Origin of the sequence: Novosphingobium sp. GV079, from assembly GCF_003058045.1 — a bacterium.
Lineage (GTDB): Bacteria > Pseudomonadota > Alphaproteobacteria > Sphingomonadales > Sphingomonadaceae > Novosphingobium > Novosphingobium capsulatum.
In genome coordinates, this window is record NZ_QBUE01000001.1 from 340,130 (window position 1) to 359,248 (window position 19,119).

The 19,119-nt window shown below is 67.8% G+C and carries 14 protein-coding genes; 9 read left to right on the plus strand and 5 right to left on the minus strand.

Translation table 11 applies throughout. The features are described 5' to 3' along the window. Nucleotides 1-9: 9 nt before the first annotated feature. From C8K14_RS01345 to C8K14_RS01375, 7 genes are all read left to right on the plus strand, one after another. Nucleotides 10-687, plus strand: a complete 678-nt coding sequence (locus tag C8K14_RS01345) for a hydrolase (protein WP_107715379.1) — start codon at nt 10-12, stop codon at nt 685-687. A gap of 190 nt (nt 688-877) precedes the next feature. Further along, a complete protein-coding gene (locus tag C8K14_RS01350) occupies nt 878-1,132 on the plus strand; it encodes a XapX domain-containing protein (protein ID WP_022677548.1) in 255 nt (84 codons plus the stop codon). Between the two features lie 4 nt (nt 1,133-1,136). Further along, nucleotides 1,137-2,984: an amidohydrolase gene (locus C8K14_RS01355; protein ID WP_107715380.1), complete on the plus strand. Its 1,848-nt coding sequence runs from the start codon at nt 1,137-1,139 to the stop codon at nt 2,982-2,984. A 14-nt stretch (nt 2,985-2,998) separates the two neighbouring features. After that, a complete protein-coding gene (locus tag C8K14_RS01360) occupies nt 2,999-3,889 on the plus strand; it encodes a glyoxalase (RefSeq protein ID WP_107715381.1) in 891 nt (296 codons plus the stop codon). Between the two features lie 5 nt (nt 3,890-3,894). Beyond that, nucleotides 3,895-4,350, plus strand: a complete 456-nt coding sequence (locus C8K14_RS01365) for a DoxX family protein (RefSeq protein WP_107715382.1) — start codon at nt 3,895-3,897, stop codon at nt 4,348-4,350. After that, complete coding sequence (locus C8K14_RS01370) at nt 4,347-5,792, plus strand: alginate export family protein (protein ID WP_107715383.1); 1,446 nt, start codon at nt 4,347-4,349, stop codon at nt 5,790-5,792. The genes C8K14_RS01365 and C8K14_RS01370 overlap by 4 nt, the downstream gene beginning before the upstream one ends. Before the next feature lie 13 nt (nt 5,793-5,805). Further along, nucleotides 5,806-6,537, plus strand: coding sequence for a YoaK family protein (locus C8K14_RS01375; RefSeq protein WP_054131333.1), 732 nt, complete (start codon nt 5,806-5,808; stop codon nt 6,535-6,537). A 6-nt stretch (nt 6,538-6,543) separates the two neighbouring features. Here C8K14_RS01375 and nagE read toward each other — a convergent pair whose 3' ends face one another. The 4 genes from nagE to C8K14_RS01395 form a co-directional block, all read right to left on the minus strand. Further along, a complete protein-coding gene (nagE, locus tag C8K14_RS01380) occupies nt 6,544-8,277 on the minus strand; it encodes an N-acetylglucosamine-specific PTS transporter subunit IIBC (RefSeq protein ID WP_199223633.1) in 1,734 nt (577 codons plus the stop codon). Beyond that, the gene (ptsP, locus tag C8K14_RS01385; RefSeq protein ID WP_107715484.1) at nt 8,274-10,823 is read right to left on the minus strand and encodes a phosphoenolpyruvate--protein phosphotransferase; all 2,550 of its coding nucleotides are present in this window, start codon (nt 10,821-10,823) and stop codon (nt 8,274-8,276) included. The genes nagE and ptsP overlap by 4 nt, the downstream gene beginning before the upstream one ends. An 87-nt stretch (nt 10,824-10,910) precedes the next feature. Continuing rightward, nucleotides 10,911-12,047, minus strand: a complete 1,137-nt coding sequence (gene nagA / locus C8K14_RS01390) for an N-acetylglucosamine-6-phosphate deacetylase (RefSeq protein ID WP_107715384.1) — start codon at nt 12,045-12,047, stop codon at nt 10,911-10,913. Beyond that, the gene (locus C8K14_RS01395) at nt 12,044-13,078 is read right to left on the minus strand and encodes an SIS domain-containing protein (RefSeq protein WP_107715485.1); all 1,035 of its coding nucleotides are present in this window, start codon (nt 13,076-13,078) and stop codon (nt 12,044-12,046) included. The genes nagA and C8K14_RS01395 overlap by 4 nt, the downstream gene beginning before the upstream one ends. A 744-nt stretch (nt 13,079-13,822) precedes the next feature. Between C8K14_RS01395 and C8K14_RS01400 the strand changes: the two genes are divergently transcribed. Together C8K14_RS01400 and C8K14_RS01405 are read left to right on the plus strand one after the other, a co-directional pair. Next, entirely contained in the window at nt 13,823-15,772 is a 1,950-nt protein-coding gene (locus C8K14_RS01400) for a methyl-accepting chemotaxis protein (protein WP_107715385.1), read from the plus strand. Nucleotides 15,773-15,879: 107 nt separating this feature from the next. Next, entirely contained in the window at nt 15,880-17,781 is a 1,902-nt protein-coding gene (locus C8K14_RS01405; protein WP_107715386.1) for an NPCBM/NEW2 domain-containing protein, read from the plus strand. A 30-nt stretch (nt 17,782-17,811) separates the two neighbouring features. On the opposite strand, the gene C8K14_RS01410 is transcribed toward C8K14_RS01405, so the two are convergent. Further along, nucleotides 17,812-19,116: a sigma-54 dependent transcriptional regulator gene (locus tag C8K14_RS01410; RefSeq protein ID WP_107715387.1), complete on the minus strand. Its 1,305-nt coding sequence runs from the start codon at nt 19,114-19,116 to the stop codon at nt 17,812-17,814. Between the last annotated feature and the right edge of the window lie 3 nt (nt 19,117-19,119).

Consider the following 19,119-nt stretch of genomic DNA (forward strand, 5'->3'; position numbering starts at 1 on the left):
ACAGATCCCATGACCTTTCATGCCAAGTCGCTGATCAATCCTGACGACACCGTGTTCATCTTCGTCGATCACCAGCCGCAGATGGCCTTTGGCGTCACCAGCATCGATCGCCAGCAGCTCAAGAACAACACCGTGGCCCTGGCCAAGGCGGCCAAGCTGTTCGGCGCGCCGATCATCCTGACGGCGGTGGAGACCAAGTCGTTCTCCGGCTATATCTGGCCCGAACTGCTCGACGTGGTGCAGCAGACCCCGATCGAACGTACCTCGATGAACAGCTGGGACAGCGATGAACTGGTCGCCACCGTCAAGGCCACCGGCCGCAAGAAGCTGGTAATCGCCGCGCTGTGGACCGAAGCCTGCCTGCTCTTCCCCACGCTCAGCGCGATCGAGGAAGGGTTCGAGGTCTATATCATCACCGACGCCTCGGGCGGCACCTCGCTCGAAGCGCACGATGTGGCGATCCGCCGCATGGAGCAGGCCGGCGCCCACTCGCTGACCACGATCAACGCCGTGCTGGAACTGCAGCGCGACTGGGCGCGGCGCGGAACCTATGACGGCGTCATGGCCATCGCGCGCGAGCATTTCGGTGCCTACGGCATGGGCGTCGATTATGCCTATACCATGCTGCACGGCGCGCCGCAGCGCGGCCAGTTCGCGCACGAAGTGGTGGGCGGCGCCGAGCATTGATCCTGTCTCCGTCATCCCGGACTTGATCCGGGATCCCGTTCGCTTCTGGCCGTGCGCTGACAGGGAAGCGGGGCCCCGGGCCAAGCCCGGGGTGACGATCAGGCGAAATTGCAGACTTTGTTACCAATCCCCCCGGCGGCCCGTCCCATCCCTCTTGCGGGGCGGGCCGTTTCCCCAAGGAAACTGCGCCATGAAGGCATATCTCGCGTCGCTGGCGGCCGGCCTACTGGTCGGCATTGTCTATTCGCTGATCGGGGTGCGTTCCCCCGCGCCGCCGGTCATCGCGCTGGTCGGGCTGCTGGGCATCCTGGTGGGCGAACAGGTGGTGCCGCTGGTGCGCCATGCTGCCGCCGGCCATTCGATCACTGCCTTTGTCCGCACCGATTGCCGCAGCCACGTGTTCGGGCGCCTGCCCGATGGCTCCGCGCCGGAAAAGGACGCGTAAGGCTATGGCCGATACCCTGATCGTCAACGCCAAGGTCACCACGCTGGATCGCGCCAATCCCCAGGCGCAGGCCGTGGCCATCCGCGACGGGCGCTTCCTGGCGGTGGGCAGCGAAGCCGAAGTACGCGCCGCTGCCGCGCCCCAGGCGCGCGTGATCGATGCCGGTGGCCGCCGCCTGATCCCCGGCCTGATCGACAGCCACATGCACATCATCCGGGGCGGCCTCAATTACAACATGGAGCTGCGCTGGGACGGCGTACCCAGCCTGGCCGATGCTATGGCGATGTTGAAAGCGCAGGTCGATCGCACCCCCGCGCCGCAATGGGTGCGCGTGGTCGGCGGCTTTACCGAGCACCAGTTTGCCGAAAAACGCCTGCCGACGCTGGCCGAACTCAACGCCGTGGCGCCCGATACGCCGGTGTTCATCCTGCATCTCTATGATCGCGCGCTGCTCAATGCCGCCGCGCTGCGGGTGGTGGGCTATGGCAAGGACACGCCCAATCCGCCCGGCGGCGAGATCGTGCGCGATGCCGCTGGCAATCCTACCGGGCTGCTGCTGGCTCAGCCCAATGCCACGATCCTCTATTCCACGCTGGCCAAGGGGCCCAAGCTGCCCGAGGATTACCAGATCAATTCCACCCGCCATTTCATGCGCGAGGTCAACAGCCTGGGCGTGACCGGGGTGATCGATGCCGGGGGCGGTTTCCAGAACTATCCCGATGATTACGCCATCATCGAAAAGCTGCACGCCGACAACCAGCTTACCGTGCGCATCAGCTACAACCTGTTCACGCAAAAGCCCAAGGAAGAGCTGGCTGATTTTGCCGGCTGGGTGAAGCAGGTTTCACCGGGGCAAGGCGATGATACCTATCGCCACAACGGCGCGGGCGAGATGCTGGTCTATTCGGCCGCCGATTTCGAGGACTTCCGGGTGGAGCGCCCCGACATGCCGCCAAGCATGGAAGGCGATCTGGAGCCGGTCATCCGCCTCCTGGCCGAGCATCGCTGGCCCTGGCGGTTGCACGCCACCTATGACCAGACGATTTCGCGCGCGCTCGATGTCTATGAAAAGGTCAACCGCGATATCCCGCTGACGGGCATCAACTGGTTCTTCGACCATGCCGAGACGATCAGCGACCGCAACATCGATCGCATCGCCGCGCTGGGCGGCGGCATCGCCGTGCAGCACCGCATGGCCTACCAGGGCGAATACTTCGTCGAACGCTATGGCCACCGCGCGGCAGAGCGCACGCCGCCGATCGCGCGGATGATCGCGGCGGGCATTCCCGTGGGCGCCGGCACCGATGCCACCCGCGTGGCGAGCTACAACCCGTGGGTATCGCTCTCGTGGCTGGTCACCGGCCGTACGGTGGGCGGCATGGCGCTCTATCCCGGCGCCAACCGCGTTTCCCGCGAAAAGGCGCTGGCGATGTGGACGCACGAGAACACCTGGTTTTCCAACGAGGTGGGCAAGAAAGGCCAGATCATGGCCGGCCAGCTGGCCGATTGCGCGCTCTTGAGCGCCGATTACTTCGCCGTGCCCGAGCAAGATATCGCCCATATCCGCAGCGTGCTGACGCTGCTGGGCGGCGAAGTGGTGCACGGGCAGGGGGACTTTGCCCCGCTGGCCCCGGATCTGCCGCCGGCCATGCCCGATTGGTCGCCGGTCAACACGTTCGGCGGCTATTACCAGACCGACCAGGCACGGAACATGCTGGCCAATGCCTGCGGCTGCGCCAGCGCCTGCGGTGTCCATGGCCACGACCATGCCGCTGCGCTGGGCCAGGCCGCGCCGGTTGCCGATGTGCAAACGTTCTGGGGCGCACTGGGCTGCGGCTGCTGGGCGGTTTGACAGGAGAAACGATGATGAAGCTGCGCCTTTCCCTCGCCCTTGCGACCGCGCTGTTGACGGCCTCGGCCCCGCTGGCGGCCAAGCCGGTGCCGATGGCCGATTATGCCGTGGGCCCGCAATACGATACCACCCACGTCTATGTGCCGCAGGAGCAGTTCGACGCGTTCGTCACCGCGTTCCAGGCCACGTTTGGCGGCACCACCAGCAAGCAGGGCGAATTCCAGGTTACCCCCACGCCCAGCCTGACCAAGTCGCAACTCGTGCTCACGCCAGCAGGCACGGTTTCGGTGTTCGGGTTCAAGACGCCGATCCCCTATCCGTTTGGCGCCGAACGCACCGGCTATCTGGTCACGGACATGGACGCGGCGGTGCAGGCCGCACGCGCCGCCGGTGCCACGCGCCTGATTGAAACCTTTCCCGATCCGATCGGCCGCGACGTGGTGGTGCAGTGGCCGGGCGGCGTGAACATGCAGCTCTATTGGCACACAGCCACGCCGCACTATGCGCCGCTGGCCACGGTGCCGGAAAACCGCGTGTACCTGACCGCCGATGCCGCCGACGCGTTCATCGCGGCATGGACCCGCTTTGCCCATGGCCACGTGGTGTCTGACGACAAGACCGCGCCGGGCGCCGAGGCGGGGCTGCCGGCCCCGATCCGCCGCGTGATGATCGACAGCGGCTATGGCAAATTGACGGTGCTGGTGTCCAATGGCCAGTTGCCCTGGCCCTGGGGCCGCGACATGACCGGTTATGCCGTGCCCGATCTGGCCGCCACTCTGGCCAAGGCGACCGCCGCTGGCGTGGAAACCCTGGTGCCGGCGCGCGAAGTGGGCGGCCGCCGTGCCGCGCTGGTGCGCTTCCCGGGCGGCTACATCGCCGAAATCCACCAGAACGCGATGCGTTAAGCATCATGGTAAAACCCACGCCTGGTCGTCTCGCTGCCCCGGCCGATCCGCGCTTTGTCGATGCCATTCTCGATTGGCCGCCCACCTGGTTTGTTGCCCGGCTGCTGCTGGTTGGCGCCTATCTGGTGGGGGCGCTGGCCAAGCTGGGTGACTGGCCCGGCGCCGTTGCCGAACAGGCGCATTTCGGCATGGCGCCGCCGGCGCTGTGGGCCGGCGTGACCATTGCGGTGGAACTGATCGGCCCGGCGCTGATCCTGGTCGGCCGGCTGGTGTGGCTGGGTGCGGGGATGCTGGGCGTGTTCACGGTGCTGGCGGCCTGCCTCGCCAATCCGTTCTGGGCGCTGCAGGGGGCAGCGCGCTTTGCCGCCACCAACGCGTTTTTCGAGCATCTCGGTCTTGCCGGCGGCTTTGTCCTGGCGGCATTGGTGGCCGAACATGCGCGGCGCGAGGGGCGCATGTGAGCGTGCCCCGCGCCGGCCGGGCCGTCGTCACGGCCATGCTGGCGGCGCTTTTGCCGCAGGGGGTTGCGCACGCGCAGCAGTCGGCGGACCAGGATGCCTTGCCACGCAGCGTGATCGAGGCCTGGCGCCCGCCCACCTTGACCATCACGCGCTATACCGAAGACTGGTCGAGCCTGGCAGACCCGGCCGCCCGCCGCGCGCGGTGGACCGCGCCGCTGAAATACATTCCCGTGGCGGCGCCGCAGGTGTGGCTGTCGACCGGCCTGGAACTGCGCGCGCGGGTTGAGGCAACCCAGGGGCAGACCGCGCGCTATTGGCGGGCGATGCCCCATGCCGATCTGCACGTCGGCCGCTTTCGCGTGTTTGTTCAAGGGCTGGCCAATGCCGCGCAGGGCGTGGTCGGCGGGCCATCGCCGGTCGATCGCACCGGTGTTGATCTGTTGCAGGCCTTTGCCGATGTGACCGTGCCGATCGCGCCGGGCACCACGCTGCGCCTGGAAGGCGGGCGCCAGCTGGTCAGCCTGGGCAGCGAGCGGCTGGTCGGCACGCGCTATGGCCCCAATACGCCGCTGCCGTTCGATGGCACGCGGGCGCTGCTCGATTCCGGCTCTTATACTGCCAGCCTGTTCTACCTGGTGCCGGTCGCGGCCGGGCCGCACAGCATGGATGATCGCCGTTCACGGCAAAAGGCGCTGTGGGGGATCTATGCCACGCGCTGGCTGGGCAGCGGGCATGCCGCGCGGATCGATGCCTATGCCATGGTCTATCACGATCGCGCCGCCAGCCTGCAACAGGCCGGATTTGCCGGCGGCCTGGGTGACGAACGGCGCATTACCCTGGGCCTGCGCAGCGCCGGGCGTGCCGGGTCTGCCTATTGGGATATCGAGGCGATGGCCCAGGGCGGGCGCCTGGCCGGCGCGCCGATCCATGCCTGGTCGGTGGCGCTGCGCGCCGGGCGCCGCTTTCCGGCCTTGCCGGCCACGCCCGATCTGTCGCTCCATGTCGATCTCGCGAGTGGCGACAAGGCGCCCGCCGATGGCCGGGTCAACGGCTTCAACCCGCTGTTTCCCAAAGGCAAGTATTTTGGCGAGCTTTCGCCGCTGGGCCCGCGCAACCTGATCGATGTGCACCCCGCGCTCACGCTCGCGCTGGGTAAGCTGAACGGCGGCGCGGTGCAACTGGGTGTTACGGGCATGGCCTATTGGCGGCAAAGCCGGGGCGACGGCGTCTATGATGTGCCCGGCCGCCAGCTGCACCCCGCCACGGCCGGCCAGGCGCGCTTTCTCGGCAAGCAGGCAGAGGCGGTGGTAACCTGGCAGGCCACGCGCGAACTGGCGCTGACTGCCTCTGCCAGCCATTTCGTGCCCGGCGGCTTTCTGGTCCAGGCCGGCGCCGGCCGGCCGATCGATCTGTTTGCCGGTGAAGCTTCGTTCCGGTTCTGAAAGGGAAAGTGCCATGGACTCTCATCCGCCCCCATCGCCCCCCGTCGCCGGCGCGCCTGTGGCGGTGCGCACGCCATCGCCGCTGCCACGCCTGCTGCTGTTGCTGTCAGCCACGACCGGCTTTGTCGACGCGGTCAGCGTCCTTGGCCTGGGCAAGGTGTTTACTGCGAACATGACCGGCAACGTGGTGTTCCTGGCCTTTGCGCTGGCCCGCGCGCCGGGTTTCACACCATTGCCCTACTTGGTGGCGCTGGGCCTGTTCATGGTGGGCGCCAGCGTGGCGGGGCGGCTGTGGCGCCACGCGTCGAGCCATCCGCTGCGCTATTGGCTGCTGCGCGCGGCCTTGCTCGAAGCCGTGCTGTTCCTGGCGGCGGCGGCCGTGGCGCTAGTGCCCGGCACCGACGGCATCGTGGCGCATCCCGCCTGGGCCGTGCTGGTGATGATCGGGCTGACGGCAGGGGCCATGGGTTTTCGCAATGCCACGGTGCGCCAGCTCAAAGTGCCCGATCTGACCACCACCGTGTTGACCCTGACGATCACCGGCATTGCCTCTGACGCGGGCGGGCCCAACCTGCGCACGCGCCTTTTGGCGATCACCATGATCTTTATTGGCGCGGCGGCCGGCGCCGTGCTGGTGCTGCACACCGGGCTGGCGCTGCCGCTGGCGTTGACCGCCTTCGTGGTGCTGGGCGGAACGCTGCTGTGCCTGCGCCATCCCCTGATGGCGCTGCCGCATCGTCCCTGACGTAGCTCAGGCGCGCCAGGGAGCGATCGCGGCCTCGGCAAAGAGCACCTGCGGGCCGGTGGGCGTGGCCACCACGCCGCGCGCGCCCAGCGCGGCAAGGGCGCTTTCATCCACCACCGTGCCGGCCGGCAGCAGCAGGCGCCCATGCACGCTGCGAGCCTGGGCCAGGGCCGCCGTACCGCCCAGCGCCTGCGCCAACTCGGCCGGAACGCTGGCGGGATCGATCGCGCTGGCAAAGCTGCCGGCCTCGGTAATCGGGGCCTTGGCCGGTGCCGCGCTGGGTGCAGGCGCGCCCATGGCGGCGCGGATTTCCACCGCCACCTGATCGGCCTGCGGGCCGAGCACGACCTGCAAGGCGCGCGGAGAGGGGCGGATCAGGCCTTTGGCGCCAAGCCCACGCAGCGCGGCTTCGTCAACGCCGGCCTGATCGGCCACCACCAGGCGCAGCCGCGTGGTGCAGGCGCCCACTTCCACCAGATTGGCCGCACCGCCCAGCGCCGCGACAAAGGCCTGGCCGCGTTCGCCCGCCAGCACCGGCGCGACGCTGGTGCCCATGGGCATGTCATCGCGGCCCGGCGTCTTGAGGTCAAAGCGCAGGATCGCCCAGCGGAACACCCCGTAATAGACGCTGGCATAGACCAGCCCCACCGGGATCAGCAGCAAGGGCTTCTGCGCCTTGGAGAAATTGAGCACGTAGTCGAGCAGCCCGGCCGAAAAGCCAAAGCCCATGTGCACGCCCAGCGCCGCCATCAGCGCCATCGCAATCCCGGTCAGCACCGCGTGGAACGCATAGAGCACCGGCGCCAGGAACATGAAGCTGAACTCGATCGGCTCGGTCACCCCGGTCAGGAACGAGGTGGCGGCAAGGCTCAGCAGCATGCCGCCGGTGGCCTTGCGCCGTTCGGGCCGCGCGGTGTGATACATCGCCAGGCACGCGGCAGGCAGGCCAAACATCATCACCGGGAAGAACCCGCTCATGAACGCGCCAGCAGTCGGATCGCCGGCAAAGAAGCGGCGCAGATCGCCGGTGGTGCCGTGGTAATCGCCCAGCACGAACCAGGCGATGTTGTTGAGAATGTGGTGCAAGCCCGTCACCAGCAGCAGGCGGTTGAGCGTGCCGAAGATGAACAGCCCGATGCCGCCGCTGGCCAGCGCCGCCTCGCTCGCGGCATTGGCGCCGGCGTTGATGCTGGCAAGGCTGGCGCCCAGCAGCCCGGCCAGCGCCACGCCGGCCACCCCACTGATGATCGGCACGAACCGCCGGCCGCCGAAGAAGGCGAGGTATTCGGGCGGCTTGACCGTAGAAAAGCGGTTGTAGCCGATCCCGCCGATGATGCCTGAAACAATACCCAGCGGCACGGCAACATGATCGACCTGCGCGCTGCGCCAGGCCGCCGTCACCGCCGGGAGCGCCGCCTTGGCAACGCCCGCCACCACATCGGCCGGCACGGCCAGCAGCGCCTTGGCGCCTTCGCTCGCCACCAGGAAGCACACCACGCCGGCCAGCGGCGCGGCGCCGTTGCCATCCTTGGCAAAGCCGGTGGCCACGCCAATGGCAAACAGCAGACCGAGATTGGCAAACATGGCATTGCCCGCCGCGCTGACGAAATCGAGGCCCAGCAGATCGGGCTGGCCCAGCCGCAGAAGCAGCGCCGCCACCGGCAGCACGGCGATCGGCAGCATCAGCGCACGGCCCAGGCTTTGCAGATGTTGCAGCGCGTTGTTCACGGCTTGGCTCATTGGGTAACCCCTTCGATCATCTGTGTGGCCAGCACGCGCACTTGCGCGGCGCTCGAGGCCTGGAGCACGGCACTGGCCAGGCCCCGGCAATCCTGGGCAGACAGGGCGCGCACCAGCGCCTTGATTTCCGGCACCATCGCTGGCGCGGCGGAAAGTTCGGTTACGCCCAACCCGATCAGGATCGGCACGGCGAGTGGATCGGATGCCAGGCCGCCGCACACGCCCACCCACTTGCCGTGGCTTTGCGCGCCTTCGCAGCACAGCCCGATCAGGCGCAGCACGGCGGGATCGAGCCCGTCGATGCTGCCCGCAACCGCGGGATTGCCGCGGTCCATGGCCAGCGCATATTGCGTCAGGTCGTTGGTGCCGATCGACAGGAAATCGCATTCGGCGGCCAGGGCATCGGCCATCACGGCAGCGGCGGGTGTTTCTACCATCACGCCCAGCGGCACTGCGGCCACGCCCAGCTTGGCGGCCTCGGCATCAAGGGCAGCGCGCACGGCGCGCAGTTCCTCGACCCGCGCGATCATCGGCGCCATGACCTTGACCGCGCCTGCCGCTGCCCCGGCGCCGGCGCGCAGCACGGCGCGCAACTGCGGCACCAGCATCTCGCGCTGGGCCAGCCCCACGCGGATGCCGCGCAGGCCCAGCGCGGGGTTTTCCTCTGCCGCCATTGGCAGATAGGGCGCCGGCTTGTCTCCGCCGATATCGAGCAGGCGGATGATCAGCGGCCGCCCGTCCAGTGCCTGGGCAATGGCGGTGTAATCGGCGGTCTGCTCCTCTTCATCGGGCGCGCTGGCGCGATCGAGGAACAGGAATTCGGTGCGCAGCAAGCCGCAGCCTTCGGCGCCACTGGCTACGGCCGGGGCGGCCTCGCTGCGCTTGCCGAGGTTGGCGCAGACCTCGATCCGCAGGCCATCGCTGGTGCGACCCTCGAGACCCGACGCGGCCTGCGCGGCAGCCTTGCGTGCCTGGCGCCGCGCCGCTTCGGCCTGGGCCGTGGCCCAGGTGGTGGCATCGGGATCGACCGTCAGCGTGGCGCCCGTGGCATCGAGCAGCAGCGGCGTGCCCGGCGCGATCGACAGCACGCGCGGCCCGGCCGCGACCAGCGCGGGGATGCCCTTGCTGGCGGCGATGATCGCCACATGCGAGGTAGGCCCGCCCTGCGCAGTAACCAGGCCAGCCACTTGCGCGGGTGAAAGCACCGCGACTTGCGAAGGCACGAGATCGCGCGCGATCACGATCGCCGCCTCGGGCAGCGATACGGCGGGCGGTTCCTGGCCAGCCAGGTGCCATTGCAGTTGCCATTCCAGATCGATGAAATCGTCGGCGCGTTGGGCGATATGCGGATCGGGCGCGGCGCGCAGCGTGGCGGCGCGGGCCTGCATCGTGCGCTGCCAGGCCAGGCTGGCGCTGTCACCACGCGCCATGGCATCGCCGACGCTTTCCAGGATGTCTTCGTCGTCCAGCAAGTGGCGATGGGCGGTCAGGATCGCGGCCTGCTCGCTGCCGGCCTGTTCCTGCGCGCGCTGTTCCAGGGCCGCGCGAAACGCAGCGAGGGCCTGGGTGAAGCGGGCGATTTCGGCGCCGGCATCGCCGCTGGCACGGGCGGTGCGCGGCGGTTCGGGGCGTTCCAGCCAGGCCGCCTGGCCAATGGCATAGCCGGCCGCAGCAGTTACTGCCATCAGCCGCTCGCCCGGCGCGATCGGGCTGGTGTCGGTGCTTTCGGCCACCGCTTGTGCCGGCGCGGGCGCGGATTGGCCCAGCGGGCGCAATTCGCCCATGCCGGTGGCGATCAGGTCGGCCAGGGCCTCGATCACGGCCGCTGCGGCCGGGCCGCTGGCCAGAAGCGTCAATGCATCGCCATGGCGCAGGCCCAGGGCCATCACCGCGCTGGGGCTGCGCAACCGGCACGGTGTGGCGTTTGGCGTGGCGGCCGGCACGATGCGCACATCGGCGTCATAGCTCTTCGCCAGTTCAGCCAGCCGCGCGGCAGGGCGGGCGTGCAGGCCATGCGCCAGCGGCAGGCGCAGCGTGGCCTGCGCCGTGGCGGCAAAGGCAGCAGCGGGCGCGGCGCTTTCAGCTTGCGCGGAACCCAGCACCAACAGCGGCGCGCCACGGGCGATGCGGCCGGGCGCGGCGCGCTCGATCACGGCGTGGCCGGCGGTTTCGGTGATCACGATCGGGGTGATCATGCCTTTGACGCGCGGCGCCACCGTCCCCAGGTCCACGCTGATCAGCCGGTCACCGGCAGCCACGGTATCGCCGGCCTCGACATGGGCGACAAAGCCCTCGCCATTAAGGCGCACGGTTTCCAGCCCGATGTGCATCAGCACTTCGACCCCGCCGGCCAGGCGCAGCGTGATGGCGTGGCGGGCGGCGTGAACCGACACCACCGTGCCATCGGCGGGGGCATGCAGCGTGCCATCGAGCGGATCGATCGCCATGCCATCGCCCAGCAGCCTTTGCGCAAAGACTGGATCGGGCACATCGTCGAGCGGAGAGAGCCAGCCATCGAACGGCGCGGCAAGGATCAGGCTGGACATGGGCTGCATCAGCTTTCTTCTGGGGCTTTGTTCAGGCAGGCCGTGGCAGGGGGGGCAGCATCGCTGGCGCGCCACCTGCCACGCAGATCAGATCACGGCGCCGCCGCCGATCCAGCACTGCACCGGCTGCAGGGCGGCGTCCAGCCACACCATATCGGCGCGCTGCCCGGTGGCCAGGGTGCCGATCTCGTCGGCCAGGCCCAGGAACGCGGCCGGCGTCGCGCTGGCCATGCGGCTGGCCATCGGCACGTCAGCGCTGGTCAGAGCCACCATCGTGCGCACCGCGCCCGCCATGTCGAGGCTGGAGCCGGCCAGCGTGCCGTTCTCGTCCTGGCACACGCCATCGGTCACGGTGATGGTACGGCCGTTCAACTCGAACGAACCGGCGCTCATCCCCACGCTGGGCATGGCGTCGGTCACCAGCATCAGCCGCTCGGTGCCTTTCATGCGCAGCGCGATTTCCAGCGCCGGCCCGGCCACGTGCACGCCATCGGCAATGATGCCGCACCACACCGCATCGTTGAGCAGCGCGGCGCCCACCATGCCCGGCGCCCGGTGCAGCAAGGGTGACATGGCGTTATAAAGGTGCGTCACCCCGGTCAGCCCGGCGGCAAAGCCGGCCTGCGCCTCGGCAAAGGTGGCGTTGGTATGGCCCGCGCTGATGATCACGCCGGCCGCGCGCAGACGTTCCAGCGCCTGCGGTTCCACCTGTTCGGGCGCGATGGTCAGCATGACCTTGCCGCGCCGCGGGCGGCACAGTTCGACCAGCAGGTCTTCATCCAGATGGCGGATCAGCGCCGGATCGTGCACGCCCTTGCGCACGGCATTGATGAACGGCCCTTCAATGTGCAGGCCGACGATGCCGGGCAGGCCCTGGGCAATGGCGGCATCGACCACGTCGAGCGCTGCGGAAATCGCCGCCGGCGTATCGGTGATCAGCGTGGGCATCAGGGCCGTGGTGCCAAAACGCGCGTGCGCCTGGGCAATCGTCGCCAGCCCTTCAACCGTGATATCGTTGTTGAGCAGCGCGCCGCCACCGCCATTGACCTGGCTATCGACAAAGCCAGGCAGCAACCAGCCGCCGTCGAGATCAACCACGGTGCCATCAACCGGCACATCGGCCGCAATATCCGCGATGCGCCCGGCCTCGATCTGCACCGTAGCCGAAGGAACGATGCGATCACCCAGCAGGATATGGCCGTTGGTAAACGCCAGAACGGTCATCGCGTGCGGGTCACTTTCGCCAGAAACGGAGGCTCGTCGGGATTGAAGCCCCGGCTGATGGATAGCGCATTGACCATGCGATAAAAGCTCGCAATGCGCAGCAGCGGCGCGATCGCCTCGTCGGCAGCCACGGCGGGCAGCACGGTCAGGTTCGGCCCGGCGGGAACGGCTTCAGGCTCGGGCGTGGCCAGGAATACCTGCGCACCGCGTTCGGCGAAATCGGCGCAGACCTGGCGCACGTCGGCCCCGGCCTGGCCGCCGATGTCGAAACCCAGCACCGGGAAACCATCGCGCACGATCGCCATCGGGCCATGGCGCACTTCGGCAGAGCTGAACGCTTCGCCATGCAGGCCGCTGGTTTCCTTGAGCTTGAGCGCGGCTTCCTGCGCGATCGACAGGCCATAGCCGCGGCTGATCAGGAACAGGTTGGTGGCATCCTGCAGGCCGGCGCGGGCGGCGTCCCAATCCAGGGCAAAGCTTTCATCGAGCGCGGCGGGCAGGGTGGCCAGGGCCGCATTCAGCGCTTCGTCCTGGCTCCACGCGGCAACCAGCGCGGCAATGCCGGCCAGCGAGGTGATGAACGACTTGGTCGCCGCCACCGAGATTTCCGGCCCGGCGCACAGCGGCAGGGCCACGTCGGCCATCTGCGCCAGGGGTGATTGATCGTTGTTGACCAGGGCCACCACCAGGGCGCCAGCGGCTTGATAGCGCTCTACGGTGGCGAGCATGTCGGGGCTGTGGCCCGACTGCGAAATGGCGATGCACAGCGGCGCGTTGCCGGCCGCGGCGCGCATCGGCGCATCATAGAGCGACACGGTGGAGAACGCCGCCGAGGCAGTCGGCACGCCGAGCAGCGTTTCGATCATGTACTTGGCATAGGTTGCGGCATGGTCCGACGATCCGCGCGCACAGGTCAGCACCAAAGACGGCGGCGCCTGGCGCAGCCGCGCGCCCAGGTCTGCCAGGGCCTGCGCATTGTGGGCCATGAAGCGGGCAACCGCCGCGCCGGCCTCGGCCGCTTCGCGGTGCATCCAGGTGGCCGTGGCGCCTGCGCCCGGTTCAGGGGAACTTGTGGGCGTGATCAACTTGGCCTCCACGCAATAACCTTTCGGGTTGGTTGAACGATGGGATCGTGGTCTGTCGCGTGCCCTACCGGCAGCACCGTGCAAGACAGGTTTGTTATACATGCCAGGCAAATGAGTGCAATGGTAGCAAATAGGTATTTTTTTGTCCTTGCGCCGTCTCCCGCACTATATGGCGAAAGCCTTGGTTTCGCTGCAAAGGGGTGGGGCCAAGCCGCTTTCGCATGCGTTGTCGAAACTCTGCAAAGCGCAGCGGCACAAGCGGCATTTTGTGGGAAGGCGTGCGAACTTACATAACTGATTTATATAAATACCATGACAAATGAGCATGGGGGCTGGCGTCGTCCCGCATACGGTCAGCGGATCGCCAGCGCGGTCCTGCGGGACGAAAGGAGCCATCATGCGCCGACCCAGCCGTGCAATCGGCCCTGCAATGGTATCACATGCAATTTGCCTGTCGTGTCGGCCAGCGGAGTCTGAGGCGCCGTTCCGCGTGGCTTTCCGCAGCTCTCGCCCGCGCGCTGTGCGGGTGTGGAAACGATACCAATTTGCCGCCAGAATCATGGGCCTGGGCGATGCCTAATAACGGCGTGCCGCCTGGCTGCGTAGTCCGGCGCATCGCCGCTTTACGCCGCCTTCAGCGCGCCCGGCTAGATCAGCGGGCCTGCCCAGGCATGGTAAAGGCGAGGATTTATGGCCGGCTCAACATTCTTCATCGGGTCGCTCGACCCCACCTATCGCGACATCGCCCGGGTCGAGGCTGCGCTCGCCAGCGGTGATCTCGGTGCCCGGTTGGCGGTTCCGTTCGGCAATCGCCGCTCCGCCGCCCTGGCCGAGGCGATCAACCAGCTGCTCGACAGCGCCACTGCCCCTGCGCGCGATCTGGGCGCGGCGGTACAGGCCATGGCCAGCGAGCATGCACGCGGCGATATCGACGCGACCATCGCTGCCGATCGCTTCAAGGGCGAATTGCACCAGGTTGCCGGCGCGATCAACGCCATGGTGGGCGAACATATCGCCGTGAAGAAAAAGGCCATGGCCTGCGTCCAGGCGATCGGCGTGGGCGATTTCAACGCGCCGCTCGAAGCCTTCCCCGGCAAGAAAGCCTTCATCAACGAGGTGATCGAAACCCTGCGCGGCAACCTTATTGGTCTGATCCGCGACATGAACGCGATGAGCGCAGCGCACGACCAGGGCGATATCGATGTGGTCCTGCCGATGGAGCGGTATCACGGCGATTTCGCCACGATGGCGCAGGGCATCAATACGATGGTGGGCGAACATATTGCCGTCAAGAGAAAGGCCATGGCCTGTATCAAGGCGTTTGGCGAAGGCGATTTCGATGCGCCGATCGAGCAGTTCCCCGGCAAGAAGGCCTTCATCAACGACAATATCGAAGGGCTGCGCCGCAACCTGCGCGCGATCACCGGCGAGATCGGGCAGTTGATCAAGGCCTCCACCGTGGGCGAGCTGACCCGGCGTGGCGAGGCGCAGCGCTTTTCCGGCGATTTTGCCGGGCTGATCCAGGGCATCAACAGCATGCTCGACGCGATCCTGCTGCCCATCGCCGAAGGCAACCGCGTGCTCGCCAATGTCAGCGAGGGTGATCTGCGCGAAAAGGTGGACATCGCCTGCGAAGGCGATCACCAGCGCATGAAGAACGCCATCAACGCCCTGGTGGACAATCTGCGCACTTTTGCCGGCCAGATCAGTGACGCCAGCGAAACCGTCTCGTCGAGCAGCCAGGAACTCGCCGCGAGTTCGCAACAGGTTTCCCAAGGCGCGGCAGAGCAGGCGGCCGCGAGCGAGCAGGCTTCTTCCGCGATGGAAGAGATGGCTGCCAACATCAAGCAGAACGCCGACAATGCCGCCCAGACCGAAAAGATCGCTCGGCAATCGTCCAAGGATGCCGAAAGCTCGGGCGTGGTGGTCAGCCGCGCGGTCGAAGCCATGCGCACCATTGCCGACAAGATCGGCATCGTCCAGGAAATCGCCCGGCAGACCGACCTCTTGGCGTTGAATGCTGCGGTCGAGGCCGCACGGGCCGGCGAGCATGGCAAGGGCTTTGCCGTGGTGGCAAGCGAAGTGCGCAAGCTGGCCGAACGCAGCCAGACTGCCGCTTCGGAAATCGGCGCGGTTTCTGCCGATACCGTCAAGGCCGCGACCGAGGCGGGCGACATGCTCGGCCGCCTGGTGCCCGATATCCGCCGCACCGCCGAACTGATCAGCGAGATCAGCGCCGCCTGCCGCGAACAGGATATCGGCGCGGCGCAGATCAACCAGGCGATCCAGCAGCTTGACCAGGTGACCCAGCAGAATGCCGGCGCTTCGGAACAGGTTTCGGCCACCTCGGAACAACTGGCCGAGCAGGCGGACGAATTGCAGGCCAGCCTTGGGTATTTCACGCTTGATGCCATCCCGCGCGCGGCACGCCCGGCCGGCGGCGCGCGCGGCGGCAAGGCACGGGCTAAGCCGCCCATCGCCAACCCGGCCGCCCCGCGCGCGCGGCCAGCGCCCCCGGCGCGCATGCCACGGCTGACCGCCGCGGCGGGATCGCTGGGTGATCAGCAGGCCCGGCTCCAAGGCTTTGCACTTGATCTGTCGGCTGGCGGCATGGACGAGGATGACGCCGCGTTCGGCTGACCTGCGGTTCGATTTAGGGCGGGGGCGTAGCGGATGGTTGCGCCCAATCGCGCCGCGTTGCATGGTAGCGATATCAGCGCAATTGCCCCTGCCGATCGGACCGCCCCATGACCAAGCTGCCTCTTGCGTCGTTTCTTGCCGTGCTTGCCTGCCTGATGCCGGGCTGCCACGCCGCAGCGGCGCCCGATCCGCTGGCGCCCACTGGCCGGTGGAGCGCCAACACGCGCGGGCAAGCCGCCAAGCCGCCGATGGGGTGGAACAGCTGGAATGCCTTTGGCGCGGCGGTCGATGAAACCAAGCTGATGGCCTCGGCCCGCTTGCTGGTCGACAGTGGCCTGGCGGCCAAGGGCTATCGCTATGTCGATATCGACGATGGCTGGTGGCTCAAGCGGCGCATGCCCGATGGCCGCATGCTGGTGCGCACGGCCAACTTCCCGTCTGCCACAACGGCCGATGGCGGCACCTCCTTGCGCCCGTTGACCGATCGGCTGCATGCCATGGGCCTGAAGGCCGGAATCTATTCCGACATTGGCCGCAACACCTGCAGCCAGGTGTTCGGCGGCGCGGATGCGCCCAATCTGCCCGAAGGCACCCAGGCCGAGCGCGAAACCGGCCTCTATGGCCACGTCGAGCAGGATATCGCGCTCTATTTCCACGAGTGGAATTTCGACCTGATCAAGGTGGATGGCTGCGGCATCCGCGGGCTTGGGCCAGACAATCCGCGGGTCAAGGCCGGGCTCTATCGCCCGCTCGGGCCGGTGATCGATTTCGATGACCTGCCACGCACCGACATTGCCGAAGTGCGCCGGCTTTATGGCGCGGTGGCCGATGCCCTGGCGCGCACCCGCCCGGCGGGCGACTATGTCCTGTCGCTGTGCCTTTGGGGATCGGCCGACGTGCGCAGTTGGGGCAAGGACATCGGCAACATGAGCCGCACCAGCGAGGACATTTCGCCCACCTGGGCGCGGATGTTGCACAACCTCGATACCACGGCGCGGCGCGCGCTCTATGCCCATCCCGGCAGCTGGAACGATCCCGACATGCTGTTCATCGGCAAGGGCGAATTCGATGCCGCGCATATGGTGGAGGCGCGCTCGCACCTGGCGCTGTGGGCCATGCTCAATGCCCCGCTGCTGATCGGGATGGACCTGCGCCAGGCCACGCCCGACCAGATCGCGCTGCTCGGCTGGGCCCAGGCGATTGCGCTCAACCAGGATCGCGCCGGCAACCAGGCCGTGCTCGCCTATGACAGCGCGGAAGTGCAGATTTACGTCAAGACGCTGGCCGATGGCACCAAGGCGGTGGCCCTGCTCAACCGCAGCGATGCGCCGACCCACGCCACCTTGACGGCCGAGCATGCCAAGCTGACCGGAACGATCGCCACGACCGACCTGTGGACCGGCAAGACCGGCAGCTTCACCGGCGAAATCACTGTGCCGCTTGGCCCGCATGAAACCGTGCTGCTCAAGCTGGTGGGCCGCCATCGCCTGGCCAATGGTCTCTATCTTTCGGAAATGCCGGGCAGTGTGAATCCGGCGATCGATGGCGTGGTGCAGCCCCAGCCCGATCCGCTGGTTCATCGCGGCTTGCTGCCGTGGAACGATACGCGCGGGGGCGGCGAGCATCCGCGCTATGGCGGCTGGGGCGGGGCGGCGGTCGATACCGGCCCCTATGGCCAGGAGTTGCAGGCCGGCCACGAAAAGCTCGATACCGGGATCGGCATCCTGGCTGGATCGCGCCTGGAAGTGCGCAACGCCGGCCATGCCCGCTTCACCGCGCGCGTCGGGGTGGATGATGCGGCCTGGGGCAACAGCGGCGCGGTGACGTTCCTGGTCTATGGCGATGGACGCTTGCTGGCGCAGTCCGCACCGCTGCACGCGGGCCATGCGCTGGTGCCGCTTGCGGCCGATGTGCGCGGCGTGCATCTGATCGAGCTGATCGCCCGCCCGGAAAATGCCAGCGTGGCGTCCGATCCGGTGGTGTGGGGAGAAGCTGCCCTGCTCAATTGAACGGCATCGTTCCGTTTTCGCGTGGGGCTGTCATTCTTGCCGCAGAGCCTGAAGATCGATGCCCAGCTTGTTGATCTTATAGTAAAAGGTCTTGCGCGGCAGGCCTAGCGTGGCGATCGCCGTGGCAATGCGTCCTTGGGCGGCGCGCACGGCGGCGATGATCGCCTCGCGCTCGAACGCATCGACGCGGTCTGCCAAGGGTTGCGGGGCAGGCGCAGCATTGTCACTGCTGTCGGGCGTGACCAGGCCCAGCACGAACTGCTGGGCAAAGCGGGCCAGTTCGTGGGCGTTGCCGGGCCATGCGTGATGATCGAGCCGATCCTGCACGGCGGGCACCAGGCGTGGCACTGGCAGCCGGGCGCGGGCAGCGGCCTCTTGCGCGAAGTGGGCAAACAATAGCGGAATATCCTCGCGCCGGGCACGCAGCGGCGGGATGGCGATGCGCATGCCGGCAATGCGGTGCAGCAGGGCCGGGGGCAGGGGGGCGGCCGCCTCGCTGCCTTGGCCGCCCGCGCCGGCCGTGGCAATCACGCGCAGGTCAAGCGGCACCGGCGCCTTGCCCGGCACGGCCAGGGCACGCTCTTCCAGCACGGGCACGAGCAGGTTGTGAAAGCGGCTGCTGGCGCCGTCGATATCGTCGAGCAGCACGGTGCCATAGCTGGCGTGAATCAGGCTGGCCCCGCCCGACAGCGAGAATATCTCGTCCTCGAGCGCGGGTGCCAGACCGGCGCAGTTGATCGTGGCCAGGCGGTGGCGTCGGCGCTTGCCGCCCTGGTGGATCAACCGCGCCAGCAGTTCCTTGCCGGTGCCGGTTTCACCCTCGATCAGCAGGTCGAGATCGGCATCGGCGAGCGTCGGAATCATGTCGCGCAGGCGCCGGATGGCCGGGGAGGCGCCGATCAGCGCGCTGCCGCCGCTGTCTTGCGCCAGGGCCTGAAGCCGGCGGTTTTCCAGGGCCAGGGCGCGGGCATGGGCGGCGCGCTCTGCCGCCGCGATCAGGGCCTCTGCGGCAAAAGGCTTGGTCAGGAAATCCCAAACGCCTGCCTTTAGCGCATCGACCGCCATGCCAACGTCGCCATGCCCGGTGATGAGGATCACCGGCAGTTCGGCATCGCGGGCATGCAGCGCGCGGAACAGGTCTATGCCCGAAAGGCCGGGCATGCGCACGTCGCTGATCACCAGGCCGGGCCAGGCAGCACCCACCGCCGCCAGCGCTGCGGGCGCGTCGGCAAAGGCTTCCACGGTAAAGTCGGCCAGGCGCAGCAGTTGCGCGGTGGAGGCGCGCAGATCCTCGTCGTCTTCGACCAGGGCGATCAGGCGGGCAGGTTCTGCCACCGG

Excerpts from the sequence above, each read along its gene's own strand:
- C8K14_RS01395 (WP_107715485.1), bottom strand. The coding sequence starts at position 13,078 with ATGCACCGCGAAGCGGCCGAGGCCGGCGCGGCGGTTGCCCGCTTCATG.
- C8K14_RS01355 (WP_107715380.1), top strand. The coding sequence starts at position 1,137 with ATGGCCGATACCCTGATCGTCAACGCCAAGGTCACCACGCTGGATCGC.
- ptsP (WP_107715484.1), bottom strand. The coding sequence starts at position 10,823 with ATGTCCAGCCTGATCCTTGCCGCGCCGTTCGATGGCTGGCTCTCTCCG.
- C8K14_RS01345 (WP_107715379.1), top strand. The coding sequence starts at position 10 with ATGACCTTTCATGCCAAGTCGCTGATCAATCCTGACGACACCGTGTTC.
- C8K14_RS01405 (WP_107715386.1), top strand. The coding sequence starts at position 15,880 with ATGACCAAGCTGCCTCTTGCGTCGTTTCTTGCCGTGCTTGCCTGCCTG.
- C8K14_RS01360 (WP_107715381.1), top strand. The coding sequence starts at position 2,999 with ATGAAGCTGCGCCTTTCCCTCGCCCTTGCGACCGCGCTGTTGACGGCC.
- nagE (WP_199223633.1), bottom strand. The coding sequence starts at position 8,277 with ATGAGCCAAGCCGTGAACAACGCGCTGCAACATCTGCAAAGCCTGGGC.
- C8K14_RS01400 (WP_107715385.1), top strand. The coding sequence starts at position 13,823 with ATGGCCGGCTCAACATTCTTCATCGGGTCGCTCGACCCCACCTATCGC.
- C8K14_RS01350 (WP_022677548.1), top strand. The coding sequence starts at position 878 with ATGAAGGCATATCTCGCGTCGCTGGCGGCCGGCCTACTGGTCGGCATT.
- C8K14_RS01375 (WP_054131333.1), top strand. The coding sequence starts at position 5,806 with ATGGACTCTCATCCGCCCCCATCGCCCCCCGTCGCCGGCGCGCCTGTG.
- C8K14_RS01365 (WP_107715382.1), top strand. The coding sequence starts at position 3,895 with ATGGTAAAACCCACGCCTGGTCGTCTCGCTGCCCCGGCCGATCCGCGC.
- nagA (WP_107715384.1), bottom strand. The coding sequence starts at position 12,047 with ATGACCGTTCTGGCGTTTACCAACGGCCATATCCTGCTGGGTGATCGC.